Raw genomic sequence first — 13,329 nt, 5'->3', positions numbered from 1 at the left:
TCACTCCTCCGATGCGTACTCATAGAAACTGATGGTGATGACATCTGAGTATCGCTGTTCTTTAATTCGTTCAAATCGTCCCACCCGCTCCGGTAATGTCACGTCACTACCGTGTTCACAGACGACTACGCCGATATCGATCAACAAATCTGATTCATCGATCAGCTGTAAGAACGCCACGTGTTCTTCCGCATGATAAGGAGGATCCATAAAGATGAGCTTGAATTGTTCCTGTTGAACCTTGAGTTGTTCGAGTACCGCCTTGGCGTCTTGACGATATACTCTCCCTTTTACTTCATAATGGGTCGCTCGCAAGTTCTCTTGAATCGTTTGGACGGCTTTCGGTTGACGATCGACAAAAATAGCTTCGTCACAACCTCTTGATAACGCCTCGATTCCGAGCCCACCGCTGCCCGCGTAAAGGTCTAGTGCTTTCCCGCCTGAAAAATAAGGTCCGATAATGTTGAATAACGATTCCTTCACTTTATCGGTCGTCGGCCGTGTCGCCGTTCCTGGGACCGCTTTTAAACGGGTCCCTTTTCGTTCTCCAGATATGACACGCATGTCTTTCCCTCCAGCAGAAAAGATGAAGGTGATGCCACCTTCATCTTTTTGTTTATTTCGATTTTGTCTCGTACGTTTCGGAAATGAATGGGCGTTCGCTTCGAACGACCGCTTCCACAAACGGCAATGCTTTCACTTGTTCGAGTACGGCTTCATGACCTTCGAGGTCAGTATAAAGAAACGCATACTTTTCTCGTTTTGAGACAAAGTAAAGATTCGCATAACGTCTTAACGCTTTCACTTGTTTTAAGGAATTCACGTATACGACGAAGCCAATCCGTTCATTCAACTTAGACGGCGCATCCACAACTTCCGCCTCCTCCGCAGCTACCTCCACCAGAACATCCACCTTCATCAAAGAATGGATTACCGGTCGGGACCTTGATTTTAGGAGAGACTGAATGAGCCAATAGTTCACTCACTTCCCCTAACAACTTATCCAAGCTTCGTTCTGCTTTTTTGAACGCAGCGATTTCCGGCTGAACATCTAGACGACGTTTGATGAGGTGCATCTCTTTTTTGATGCGGTCGTGGTCCGGATGATGCTTTCCGAATCGCTGGACATACTCATAGTCCTCTTTCATCTTCAAGAACTCACGCTCGATTTCCTTTGCTTCTTGTGATGCGAGACGTGCCGCTTTCGTTTGAATATATGTTTGAAACGATTCGCTTGCTTCAATCAAATCGGTCAATTCTTCTGTTTGATCGAGCAGGGCAATCGTCTGTTCAGTGATTATCATACCCCTCACCCTTTCTGCCATGATTTTACCACAATTGTTTCCCTATGTAAGCAATCCACACTATAATTGAAGTTGACCGCAAGGCGTTCCATGTAGAAAGGAAGTGAACAGACGCAACCTATGCGTCTACGTATGAAAAAAGTTTCTTTTAATATGATCCGATCGGCCGGGATCAAGACGGATTATGCGAAACCCGAATATTATTTCGATCAGCTCGATAAGGTTCGCGCTGCCGACCTCGTCCTGTTCCCTGAGTATTGGATGGTCAATTCCATCATCTACGGGATGAATAAAGCAATCTTCCCATCACCTGCGACTTATCACCTCGGGCACGACAAGATCGAGATGACGCGCGCCTTTAAAGCGACATATCCGCACCGGATTCCGAAGACATTGATTTATGGAAAGAACCCATACACGATTGAACGCGTGTTGGAAGAGTTCCACTACCCGTTCGTCGCCAAAAAAGCCAAATCCTCAATGGGTCAAGGGGTATGGTTAATCAAAAATGACCAAGACTGGTTAGAATACGTCGAGAATCATGATACGTTCTATGTCCAAGAGTTCATCCCGAATGATCGCGACTTACGCATCATCGTGATTGGAGAAGAGGTAGTCGGTGCCTATTGGCGTGTCAGCGAGGCTTTTTTAAACAATGTCGCTCAAGGGGCTAACTTCTCGTACGAAGACATCCCGGAAGACGTCATCAAAGAAGTTCAATCGATTGCCAACACGTTATCTATCAATCACGCAGCGTTTGACGTTATCGTGACGGAAGAAGGATTTTACATTTTGGAATTCAACGTCTTTTTCGGATCAGAAGGACTGCTACCTCTTGGCGTGAAACTCCCTCAAAAAATCGAGGAATACTTAAATTCACTCGGCTGATTAATCGTTCATCTTTTTTTCACAATTTGAACACACGTTATTCCAAGAACGTTTTTGAATATGGTATGATGACATATGAGGTTTATTCGAAAAGGGGGATTATGATGAAATTTGAGCAGTTCCACATCGAGGGAAAAGAAATCCGTTTTGGTTTGCTCGAGACGATCATGGATCATCATCATTTCATCCGTGAAGGTGCTTGGGATTACGAGCGTGCCACGTATGACATGAAATATGAGAAACAATCGACTGGCGAAACATTCTATCTTCGCTTACCTGTATACGCGATCGAAGGTCAAATCGAAGATCGTCACGCTGTTGTCAAAATGCTTACACCGATTTTAGGAAAGCATTATTATCCACACGGTGTTGAATACGATGAAGTCTTCCCAGAAGAAATCGTCCGCGACTGTGAGCGCCGTCTAAAAGCACTCGCAGAAACATTAGAAGTCAAACCCCTTGCATAAGCGAAGGGGTTTTTCTTATGGGCGAGTTAAACGTTGTTAGGCAACTTACGCCGACAAGTCTTTTGATTCGATGATCACGCAACCTTTACTCTTATAATACATAATCATATCTTCTAGTTTTTTCAAATCGTAGCTCGTAATGCAATCCGACAAGACGCTAACCGCATAGTCAGATTTCCGCAGATTGTAGCAAGTCGACTTCACACAGGCGGTCGCATCAGCCCCAGTGATATAAAACGTATCGATGTGATGCTTGGCAATGAACGTCACAAACGCTTCGCTCGTCAAGGCGTTGCCCTTGTACTTTGTGAACACGTGGTCGGACGCGAGCTTCAAATCTGGTGCTAATTCCGCTCCTCGCGTTCCTGTTTTGAACGTTCTCGTCCCTGCTGATAAATTCTCATGACGGATATAGACGATATGTAACTTCTTTTCGACCGCCCAATCAATCGCTTTATTGATGTTGTCGATGATTGCTTTGTAATTTTTCGTGATGTCATTTTGAATGTCAATAACGACTAAGGCTTGGTTCTGCATACTTTGTCCTCCTCCATTTCTAAAAAAACGAACATTAGTTCGACTCCGCTATTTAGTATAGCAAAGTTCACTTCTGGAAGATATAGTCATAAGAAACGTAGCGTCGAGCATATAAAAAAGGAGGCCCTCTACGGGTCCTCCCTTATATCATGCCGCAATGACGGTCAATGTCACATCGACTTGACCGAGCAATAAATCGAATTGGTCTCGAACATAGCGGTACAATCGCTCTGCCTCGACGAGTGTTAATGGTGCAATGATTTGATAATCATAGTGGTCTTTCGAGCGAGAGACGACTTTCACTTCTTTCAAGCCGAATTCGATCGCGCTACACGCGATCAAATCTTCAATCGCCCGTTCCGCAATCGTCACGTCTCCGTATGAATAGTCATTCCCAATCACAGCCATCGTATCGTTCATGGTGATCACTCCTTTTCATTCGCGAGCACTTTAACGTCCTCCATGATAGATTCGATATCGACCGGTTCATCCCCTGCCGTCGCCATCTGCGCGACAGCACGGACATCATGATGGCGGTCGATGACGTACATCGTCGTCGCATGCGTCACGAGTCCGCTGTTCGCCTTCGAATAATAGAACTGTAGCTGACGCGTGATTCGGTCAATGTCTACCTGGTCTCCCGTCAACATCTTCCATCCAGTCGGCTCTGCTTGGAATGCTTCCCCGTAATTTTTCAGAACGGGCACGGTATCCACATCCGGGTCAACCGTGATCGCGACGAGTTCTACGTCCGAGCCGTATAAGTTCTCTTTTTTCAATTCTTTTTCGAGCTTCATAAAATCACGTAACGTGAGCGGACAAATATCTGGACAGTTCGTATAGAAGAACGTCACGATCTTCACTTTTCCGTTGTCGGAATTATAGGTCTCTTCATTTAATGCGTTCGTCAATGTGAACGGGGTTGGCTCTTGAATGACGGGTAGGTCGTCTTGATTGAAGAAAACAAAATACACGGCTACTCCGATGACGACAAGCGTCAAGACGGTCAAACCGACCGTCAAATAGCTATTCCGTTTCATACAGCTCTCCCTCTCTATGGATCATCCTCCGATTATCGCGCGGAATACGTTCGTCGTTTCACCTGGGTCATATGCCACATAGAGAAGAATGTAAACCGTCACCCCCGTAATGGCCGTGAAGAACCAGACGACTGACGCTTTTGGACCGATTTTCCGGTGCTTCTCGATTTTGTTTTTATAACCGAGATAGAGCGTAATCAATCCGAGGATACCACCTGTGGTTGCGAGAAGAATATGGAAAATCATAAAACCAAGATAGAACGGCTTCACTGAATCCGGTCCCCCAAATGCCGTGTTACCGACAAAAATGGTACGCGAGACGTAAAGGATGAAGAACGTCGTCGCTGCAATCGCTGCGGCCGTCATCACCTTTTTATGTTTTTCGATGTTGCTGCGGTCTTTTGCGATAATCACCCATCCGATGGCGACAAGAATCGCACTGATGACGATGAATGACACACTAATTAAGGCAAGATAGTTCATCAATGTTTCCCCTTTATGTTCTGTTTAATTTTTTTCATTTGTTTCTTGCGGAGTGAATGACATGCCTTCATCAAGAGCAAGTGACTTCGTCCGACGCACCCAGCCGAAGAACGTCCAGCCGAAGAAGAAGCCGTACACGATCTCTTGACCGAGTTTCATGAGGACCCCACCGAAACGTTGATCTTCGAGCGCACTGTTCGTCGCTCCCATCAACGCCTCTAAATCAATTCCGGAAACGTCACCATTCGGGAGACAGTATCCAAGGACCGTCGCAAACGTCTGTGGGTCCGTGTATGCATTATAGAGCGTCGTTTGACTAAAGATGATGAGCGCACAGGCAGGTGTCAGTAAGACCCCGTTGGCGATAATGTACACCATTCGTTTCAAATCGGACATGCCTTCCTCTTCGTCTGAGACGAGTGGAACGATGACCGGATACCACATCGTCAAACTAAAGACGACAAGGGCACCGTGGAAAATACGGTGAACGCCGTAGTTCGTCAAGACGTAGTCGAATACGACCGGCATATGGTAAATCGAGAACAATGCGTTGAATAAAATGAGCGCGATCAGTGGCTTCGTCAAAAACTTGAACATCGGCCCAATCCATTTGAAGCTAAGTACTTTTTCAAACACCCAGTACGGTAGACCGTAAACGACGAGTGCCGGTGCCAAAATATAGACGAGCACCATTTGGAACATATGCACCGATAAAATGATATGTGCCATGACATCGATTGGACTTCCAAAACCGATGTAATACAAGACAATCGCAAACAACATACTAAACTTTTGTAATAACGTGGTCGAGGCATATCCTCGCTTCGCCATTCTCTCTGTCACGACGGCGTATAACACATAAATCCCGACCATGAGCAATCCGAACAGCGGACTCCATAACGTGAGCCAATCAAATTGATTGAGCAGCTCCGACGTATTCCAGAGCATCCGTTCACCCCTTTTCTTTCTCTCCCTAACCTTTGAAACCGTTCACTTCAAGATTACTATTCATTCATTTTTGAAGTAAAGGAAAAAGGACCGAATCATCCGTGTTTCCACAGATGTTCAATCCTTTGTCACAATTACCAAATGAGTAAGCGGAGTGCAGCGACCGTGATGATGGCAACAAAGATACCTAGCCACATCATGCCAACGATCCACGTGTTCCCACGGTTATTCATATGCATGAAGATATATAACTGTAGGAAGACTTGGATGACCGCCAAGATGATTAAAAAACCACCTGCTGCCCACACCGGCATCAATTCCGCATAGACGGCGCCGAATGCCACGAATGTGAGTAAAATCATCATCGCGAAACTGATTAATTGAAGCTGATACTCACGTTTCGACTCTGCTTTTACTTCAAGCTCTAACTGCTTGTGAGATTCGTTCATTACTCGTTTTTCCATATTAGTTCACCATCCCTAAGAGGTAGACGATTGAGAAGATGAAGACCCAAACAACGTCGATAAAGTGCCAATATAGACTCGATACATAGAACTTTGGTGCATTGTATACATCGATCGGACGGTTCCAGTTACGAATCAAAAGTGTCGTAATCCAAAGAAGACCGAACGTTACGTGCGCGCCGTGGAAACCAACCAACGTATAGAAGGCTGAACCGAATGCGCTCGACGTGAACGTGTGACCGATGTGGTAGTAGTGAATGAACTCGTAAATCTCAGCACCAAGGAATCCGGCACCAAGAAGGAGCGTCACAATCAACCAAAGCTTCATACGCCCTGGATTGTTTGCCTTCATGTTCATCATCGCAAGGACACTTGTAAGTGAACTTGTGAGGAGGAGCATCGTCATGATGAAGACGAGCTCCATTTCGAAAATGTTATACGAACGTAATTCCTCTGGCGCACCAGAGTTCAAGAGACCAACGTATGTTCCAAAGAGCGAGGCGAAGAGGACTGTCTCTCCACCAAGGAAGAACCAGAAGGCCACATATTTATTTTTCCCTTCCAGTGTTGCTTTCTCTGGATTGGCCGGGATACCGGTCACTGGGTGTTTTTCAACTGCATGTGCCATTTATTGTTCTCCTTTCTCACGAATCGCTTTCAAGTCTGCTTCGACTTGTGACTTCGGAATGTAGTAGCCGTGATCGTCAATCCAAGAACGTAGGAACATCGAGACGAACGTCATCGCTAATCCAAATCCAATCAATGACCAACCGACGACCGTGTTATCCATCTGGAAGATGGCACCGAGTCCTGCGATAAAGAGGCCGAGTGACATGAAGAACGGAATGAGCGAGTTGTTCGGCATGTGGATGTCCGAAACTTCTTCAGCGACTGACACGCGTTTGTTGCCTGCCATTTTCTCGAGCCAGAACGTATCAAGTCCTTTGACGAGTGGCGTTTGTGCAAAGTTGTACTCTGGAGTCGGAACAGGAAGTGTCCACTCAAGCGTACGTCCATCTCCCCAGTGGTCTGGTTTGACGCGGTCTTTCGACAAGAAGGCTTTCACAACAGCGACGAGCAAGACAATCGTTGACACACCCATGAAGAATGCACCGATTGTCGAGAGCATGTTGAGTGTATCCCAACCTTGACCATCGAGGTATGTGAAGACTCGACGTGGCATACCGAACAATCCGAGGAAGTGTTGCGGGAAGAACGTCAAGTGGAACCCGATAAAGAACAACCAGAACTGCCAGTATCCAAGCTTTTCAGAAAGGGCTTTTCCGAACATGAGTGGGAACCAGTAGTAAAGTCCTGCGAAGAGACCATATACAACCCCACCTACGATTACGTAGTGGAAGTGAGCGACAACGAAGTAGCTGTCGTGGTACTGATAGTCAGCCGGTGCGACTGAGAGCATAACCCCTGTCATCCCACCTACGAGGAATGAAGGAATGAACGCGACTGAGTAAAGCATAGCGACGTTGAATTTAATTTGACCGCCCCACAGTGTGAAGAGCCAGTTAAAGATTTTAACACCCGTTGGTACGGCAATCGCCATCGTTGCAACAGCGAAGATCGAGTTGGCAACTGGACCAAGACCGACTGTGAACATGTGGTGAACCCAAACCATGAATCCAAGGAAACCGATGAGCATTGTCGCGAAGACCATCGTCGTGTAACCGAAGAGGCGTTTACGCGCAAATGTCGGAATGATTTCCGAGAAAATACCGAATGCCGGTAAGATCAAGATGTATACTTCCGGGTGACCGAAGATCCAGAAAAGGTGCTCCCAGATGACAACGTTCCCGCCAAGTGCCGGGTCAAAGTAAGCAGCTCCGAAGAGTCGCTCGAACATCAACATGAACAATCCGACCGTAAGTGGTGGGAATGCGAAGACGATCAATGCCGATGCAACGAAAGTCGTCCATGTGAAGAGTGGCATACGCATGAGTTTCATTCCTGGCGCACGCATGTTCAAGATAGTGACGAGGAAGTTAATCCCGGCCATCAATGAACCGAAACCTGAAATCTGAAGACCGAGAGCGTAGAAGTCTACCCCTGTCGCTTCCGGTTGTGTTGAGAGTGGCGCGTAAGCCGTCCACCCTGCGTTTGGTGCTGCTCCGAAGAACCAGCTCAAGTTAAGCATGACTCCACCGAAGAAGAACAACCAAAAACCTAATGAGTTAATGAATGGGAACGCAACGTCGCGTGCCCCGATTTGAAGTGGTACGACGGCGTTCATGAAACCGAATAACATCGGCATGGCCGCAAGGAAGATCATCGTCGTTCCGTGCATCGTAATCAACTGGTTAAACGTCTCACCGCTGACGAAGTCGTTCATTGGTTTGACGAGTTGCCAACGAATCAGTAATGCTTCAATTCCACCGAGAAGGAGGAAGAAGATTCCTGAGAACAAATACAAAATACCGATTTTTTTGTGGTCAACCGTCGTAATCCAATCCATGATGCCATTGTATTTACGCGATTGCTGCATTGCAGTGGTCTGTGCCACGTGAAATCCCCCTTTTCCCGTTAGTCAATCTTCTGCTCATACAAGAAGTCAACGAGTGCATCTAATTCTTCGTTGCTGATTTGACCTTCATTGAATCCTGGCATAAGAGCCCCTTGTTTTTTCTCTTGCGGGTCACGGATCCACTCTTTCAAGTTATCCTCGTTGTTTTCGAGGTAACCTGCGAGCCATTCACGATCACCGAAGTTCGTCAAACTTGGTGCCACTTTACCGCCGCCGTGACAGCTCAAGCAGCTTTCGACATACACAGCTTCACCTGTCGTCAAGTTTGTGTTGTCTGCGACGAGTTTCTCACCGTTCTCGTCTTGCTTGGCTTTCATGTCAGCGAGCCATTGATCATATTCTTCTTGCTCGAGCGCGATGACTTTAAAGTCCATAAGGGCATGTGACGGACCGCAAAGCTCAGCACATTTCCCGTAGTAAGTACCTGGTTCATTTGCATGTAACCACATTTCGTTATCAAGTCCTGGGTTCGTATCTGTCTTACCAGATAAAGCTGGTACCCAGAATGAGTGAATGACATCTTTAGACGTCAAGTTGATGCCGACTCGTTTTCCGACTGGAATGACGAGCTCTTGCCCTGTCACAACACCTGCTTCTGGATATTCAAATTCCCACCAGTACAAGTTAGCTGTAACGTTGATTTCTTCTTCTTTTTTCGCTTCTTTCGCTTTCGCGAGTTCGACAGTCGTCGTGATTGTCGGAACAGCGAGAATGATGAGAAGGATAATCGGAACGACTGTCCAAATCATCTCGAGTGTACTGCTACCTTCAACTTGCTTCGGAATCGATTCATCTTTCCGACGGAACTTCATGAGCACGTACACGTAAATGACCGATACGATGATGAGTACGAAGAGCATGATCGCCAAACTGATGAGAATGATGCGGAGCTGAAGCTCAGCCCCTTCTCCCATCGGCTTCAATGCAGACAATCCCTCTTGACCGCAACCTGATAACAGGACTGCGAACATCATCATCGGGACGATGCCAAACAGAAGCTTCTTAAATGATTTCACAACAATCCCCACTTTCTCCCAAAATGATGTGTAATGGTTTTCTATATAGTGAGTGCGATCACCAGAGTGCTGTCAAAATCAGCGCGATAATCCACACGACTAAATAAATTAATGAATAGAAGAACATTTTGTTTGCCCACTTGATTTCGTCCTCGGCGTTGAATCCTTTCAATCCGAGATACAACCAGTAGCCCCCTAAACCGGCTGCGACTGTCAAGTAAACAAGACCATAGTGCATAAATAAGAGCGATGCCGGAATCAGCGTCGCAATCCACCAGATGATTTGCCGTTTCGTGATGGCAAATCCGTTCACGACCGGAAGCATCGGAATGCCTGCCGCTCGATACTCTTCCGTCCGTCGCATGGCGAGCGCCAGGAAGTGAGGTGGTTGCCATAAGAACATGACAAGGAACATGAGCCACGCATCAATATGAAGTGCCGGATCTAGTGCTGCCCAACCGATGAGCGGTGGAACGGCTCCCGAAATACTACCGACGACTGTATTGAGCGTACTCGTACGCTTCAGCCACATCGTATAAATCACGACATAAAAAAATGCCCCGATTAAACCGAATACTGCGGCGACGTACGATACAAGGAGCAATAGTAGTGTTCCGATTGCAAGTTGTGTCAATCCAAGGAGTAAAATCTTCTCTCCTGAAATCTTGCCGGTTACACTCGGTCGATTGTCCGTACGATCCATTAAGTAATCGATATCTCGGTCCACAAAGTTGTTTAGGTAACAACTCCCCGAAATCACGAGTGCGCTTCCTAACATCGTTAATAAGAGCTGTGGCCAAACTTCAAACAAGTAAAGGACTGGCGTATCGCTCTGGTACGTCGCTGCCACGAAGAATCCTGCAAACACCAACAACAGGTTGGCGCGAACGATTCCCATTTTCGCTAAGGCGACGTAATCTCGGAATGACGTTGATTCTGTATACTCTACATCTACCGTCATCCCTGGGTTGACTTTTGTCATACTGACCCCCCCACATAATCACGAAATCCTCGCATTCTCTTCACAGAAAAAACACAATATGAACAAAATACACTTAACTCTCTACAAAGATACCATATTTTTTTATAAAATACGCCCTTTATGCTTGTAAAATAGCGAGTTTTTTGTGTCAATAGTGTGATATTTGTCACACCTTATGTGCTTTACTAATATTAGAATAACGTTTTTGATAACGATTGCAAGCTTTTCCATTTCGTTTTTTGAACAGAAAGCCGTATAATAAGTATGGCGAAAAAAATATAAATAAACAAGGTACATTTTTTAACGGATTTCGATTAGAAGCAGGTGGTATTGCATGCATAAAAAACTCGCGTTTTTCTCAGGGTTTGTCACCCTCGGGATGATGCTTGTCCTCATCATGGGTGGAACCGTGACGAAGACGGATTCAGGAGATGGTTGTGGGACGGACTGGCCACTCTGTCATGGAAAATTAATCCCAACCAATCCCAGTGTTGAAACGATGATTGAATACAGTCACCGGGTAGTCTCCGGTATTGAAGGTCTTCTCATCATTGCGCTCGCCATTTGGACGTTCATCGCGGTCAAACATCGGGTCGATGTGAAAATCTTTGCGTTTCTCGCATTTATCTTTATGCTCATCCAATCAATCATTGGAGCGGGCGCGGTCATTTGGCAACAGTCGGATGCCATCCTGGCCCTTCATTTTGGAATTTCTCTCGTGTCGTTCGCATCGTTACTCATTTTGACGATTCTGTTATTCGAAGGTGACCGGGAACATCAAGTCGTATCGAGACGATTAAGATCTCATCTTTACGGTCTTTCAATTTATACGATGATCGTCGTGTACACAGGAGCCTACGTCCGTCACCTCGGTGCTACATACGCATGTGTCGGTTGGCCGATTTGTGAGCAGAACGTCTGGACGTTTGAGTCGTATGTGCAGATGGGACACCGTGTGATGGCCGGGCTACTCGTCTTGTACACGTTGTATGTTCTCTACTTGGCACGTAAAGAAATGAATCGATTGATTGAGCGCGGCATGTGGGCGTCTCTTTTCTTCATCCTGCTTCAAGTCGGTACAGGTGCATGGATTGTTCTTGGGGGACACGCGACTTACGTTCCGCTCCTTCACGCCTTCTTGATCACTTGTTACTTCGGCATCCTGTCATACCTCTCTTATCACGCGTATCGGTCGACAGCGCGACAAGACGGGGCACAATTGAAAAATATGAACGGATAACCAAACAAAAAAGCGCCGTGGCGCTTTTTTGTTTACAATGCTTTAAATCGTTCGAGGGCACGCTCTCTCGCTTCTTTATGATCGACGAGTGGCATGGCATAGTTGTCTCGCTCTGACGGGTCCGGAAAGTGAATCGATTTATCTGTTATATGTTTCAGCTCCGGCACATACTTCCGGATGAACGTTCCGTCAGGGTCAAATCGTTCGGATTGCGTCGTCGGATTGAAAATACGGAAATATGGAACAGCGTCCGTCCCGACTGAGGCCGCCCATTGCCATCCCCCGATATTCGACGCTGCCTCATAATCGATCAGCTTTTGCTCGAAATATCGTTCCCCTTTTCGCCAATCGAGAAGGAGATGTTTCGATAGGAAAGATGCGACAATCATGCGTAGGCGGTTGTGCATCCACCCGGTCTCGTTCAACTGACGCATCGCGGCGTCGACGATCGGATACCCAGTCTCCCCGTTACACCACTTTTCGAACTGCTCTTCATTGTCCTCCCATTCAATCGTCTTATATTTATCATTGAACGGTTGATCTTTCAATGCGTGGAACTTTGCCATGACCATATAATAAAATTCGCGCCACAACAGCTCATCATAATACGTGTCGCGCCCTTTTGATTGTCTCGCCGACAACACTTGTTCGGTGATGGTGCGAATCGACAACACACCTGTCCGTAAATAAGGAGATAGTCGACTCGTCCCGGCGATGCTCGGAATGTCACGCTTTTCGTCATAATCGACCATGCGATCATTGACGAAGCGGGTCAATCGCTTCTTCGCTTCCGTTTCCCCTAGCCCTCTCCATTCACGTTTACATCGCTTGAAGAGCTCTTTCAGTTCACTCGGTTGTTCATTCTTTGAACGGATGTACTGAGATAAACGATTGACATCAACCTCATACGGTGCGGGTGGCTGTTCGGCATACGCCGCTTTTTTGAACGGGGTGAACACCTTATAGGGATCGCCACTTTTTGTACGAAACGCATCGGGATGAAACAGGTGACGATCTAAAAGTCGCACTACCTTTACATCTTCACTAAGTGCCTCAATCACACGTTCATCCCGCTGTTTGAACGGTTCCACATACTCCGCATTAAAATAGAGCACATCCATCTCGCCGAGCTGTTTCATGAACGCATCCTCCGTCTCCGCGACGAGGACACGAAGCCCTAACCCTTTCGCTTCTAAATCATCCATGAACGTTCGCATCGTCGAGAAGAAATAGTCATGCCGCACTTCGAATGGGTGACAGTATTTCGGATTCAACCAAAAGACGAAGTCTAGGTCATCGCCTTCCTCCATATCTTTCAATACACGGTGTAACATATGATTATCGGTCAGTCTAAAATCTGAACGGAACCAACATACTCGTCTCAAGATCTCCACTCCCATCTACAAAAAAGAAGCATAGCGCGC

At 46.5% G+C, this 13,329-nt stretch carries 17 protein-coding genes; 3 read left to right on the top strand and 14 right to left on the bottom strand.

Going from position 1 to position 13,329, the window contains the following annotated elements:
• From rsmD to GVY43_RS01675, 3 genes are read right to left on the bottom strand one after another with little or no spacing between them, the layout of a single operon-like run.
• Complete coding sequence (gene rsmD / locus GVY43_RS01685) at positions 1 to 564, bottom strand: 16S rRNA (guanine(966)-N(2))-methyltransferase RsmD (RefSeq protein WP_074037347.1); 564 nt, start codon at positions 562 to 564, stop codon at positions 1 to 3.
• 52 nt (positions 565 to 616) lie between these two features.
• Positions 617 to 871: a YlbG family protein gene (locus GVY43_RS01680; RefSeq protein WP_143406649.1), complete on the bottom strand. Its 255-nt coding sequence runs from the start codon at positions 869 to 871 to the stop codon at positions 617 to 619.
• Entirely contained in the window at positions 855 to 1,304 is a 450-nt protein-coding gene (locus GVY43_RS01675) for a YlbF family regulator (protein ID WP_015881293.1), read from the bottom strand. Before GVY43_RS01675 ends, GVY43_RS01680 begins: the two co-directional genes overlap by 17 nt.
• Before the next feature lie 153 nt (positions 1,305 to 1,457).
• On the opposite strand from GVY43_RS01675, the gene GVY43_RS01670 reads away from it, so the two are divergent.
• The gene (locus GVY43_RS01670; RefSeq protein ID WP_236548910.1) at positions 1,458 to 2,192 is read left to right on the top strand and encodes a RimK family alpha-L-glutamate ligase; all 735 of its coding nucleotides are present in this window, start codon (positions 1,458 to 1,460) and stop codon (positions 2,190 to 2,192) included.
• A gap of 104 nt (positions 2,193 to 2,296) precedes the next feature.
• A complete protein-coding gene (locus GVY43_RS01665; protein WP_015881291.1) occupies positions 2,297 to 2,659 on the top strand; it encodes a YugN family protein in 363 nt (120 codons plus the stop codon).
• Positions 2,660 to 2,704: 45 nt separating this feature from the next.
• On the opposite strand, the gene GVY43_RS01660 is transcribed toward GVY43_RS01665, so the two are convergent.
• The 10 genes from GVY43_RS01660 to cyoE all read right to left on the bottom strand — a co-directional run bounded on the left by GVY43_RS01660 (position 2,705) and on the right by cyoE (position 10,665).
• Positions 2,705 to 3,196, bottom strand: coding sequence for a cysteine hydrolase family protein (locus tag GVY43_RS01660; RefSeq protein WP_159562045.1), 492 nt, complete (start codon positions 3,194 to 3,196; stop codon positions 2,705 to 2,707).
• Between the two features lie 147 nt (positions 3,197 to 3,343).
• A complete protein-coding gene (locus GVY43_RS01655; protein WP_074037351.1) occupies positions 3,344 to 3,616 on the bottom strand; it encodes a hypothetical protein in 273 nt (90 codons plus the stop codon).
• Positions 3,617 to 3,621: 5 nt separating this feature from the next.
• A complete protein-coding gene (locus GVY43_RS01650) occupies positions 3,622 to 4,236 on the bottom strand; it encodes an SCO family protein (RefSeq protein WP_159562044.1) in 615 nt (204 codons plus the stop codon).
• Positions 4,237 to 4,257: 21 nt separating this feature from the next.
• Positions 4,258 to 4,719 carry a DUF420 domain-containing protein gene (locus GVY43_RS01645; protein ID WP_015881287.1) on the bottom strand — a complete coding sequence of 154 codons (462 nt, stop codon included), beginning with the start codon at positions 4,717 to 4,719 and terminating at the stop codon, positions 4,258 to 4,260.
• A 24-nt stretch (positions 4,720 to 4,743) separates the two neighbouring features.
• Positions 4,744 to 5,667, bottom strand: a complete 924-nt coding sequence (locus tag GVY43_RS01640; protein WP_159562043.1) for a cytochrome c oxidase assembly protein — start codon at positions 5,665 to 5,667, stop codon at positions 4,744 to 4,746.
• A 134-nt stretch (positions 5,668 to 5,801) separates the two neighbouring features.
• Positions 5,802 to 6,131 carry a cytochrome C oxidase subunit IV family protein gene (locus GVY43_RS01635; RefSeq protein ID WP_031421543.1) on the bottom strand — a complete coding sequence of 110 codons (330 nt, stop codon included), beginning with the start codon at positions 6,129 to 6,131 and terminating at the stop codon, positions 5,802 to 5,804.
• 1 nt (position 6,132) lies between these two features.
• Entirely contained in the window at positions 6,133 to 6,759 is a 627-nt protein-coding gene (locus GVY43_RS01630; protein WP_015881284.1) for a cytochrome (ubi)quinol oxidase subunit III, read from the bottom strand.
• On the bottom strand, positions 6,760 to 8,628 hold the full coding sequence (gene ctaD, locus GVY43_RS01625) for a cytochrome c oxidase subunit I (RefSeq protein ID WP_031421541.1): 1,869 nt from the start codon (positions 8,626 to 8,628) through the stop codon (positions 6,760 to 6,762).
• A gap of 38 nt (positions 8,629 to 8,666) precedes the next feature.
• On the bottom strand, positions 8,667 to 9,644 hold the full coding sequence (coxB, locus tag GVY43_RS01620; RefSeq protein WP_035387820.1) for a cytochrome c oxidase subunit II: 978 nt from the start codon (positions 9,642 to 9,644) through the stop codon (positions 8,667 to 8,669).
• 97 nt (positions 9,645 to 9,741) lie between these two features.
• A complete protein-coding gene (gene cyoE / locus GVY43_RS01615) occupies positions 9,742 to 10,665 on the bottom strand; it encodes a heme o synthase (RefSeq protein WP_074037356.1) in 924 nt (307 codons plus the stop codon).
• 334 nt (positions 10,666 to 10,999) lie between these two features.
• Here cyoE and GVY43_RS01610 point away from each other — a divergent pair, with 334 nt between their 5' ends.
• Complete coding sequence (locus tag GVY43_RS01610) at positions 11,000 to 11,905, top strand: heme A synthase (RefSeq protein WP_159562042.1); 906 nt, start codon at positions 11,000 to 11,002, stop codon at positions 11,903 to 11,905.
• Between the two features lie 32 nt (positions 11,906 to 11,937).
• On the opposite strand, the gene GVY43_RS01605 is transcribed toward GVY43_RS01610, so the two are convergent.
• Positions 11,938 to 13,299 (bottom strand): deoxyribodipyrimidine photo-lyase, encoded by a 1,362-nt coding sequence (locus tag GVY43_RS01605; protein WP_236548909.1) that lies wholly within the window; start codon positions 13,297 to 13,299, stop codon positions 11,938 to 11,940.
• Positions 13,300 to 13,329 lie beyond the last annotated feature (30 nt).

The sequence above is a fragment of the Exiguobacterium sp. 8H genome, assembly GCF_902506255.1.
Taxonomy (GTDB): domain Bacteria; phylum Bacillota; class Bacilli; order Exiguobacteriales; family Exiguobacteriaceae; genus Exiguobacterium; species Exiguobacterium profundum.
This window is presented reverse-complemented; position numbering and strand designations above follow the sequence as displayed.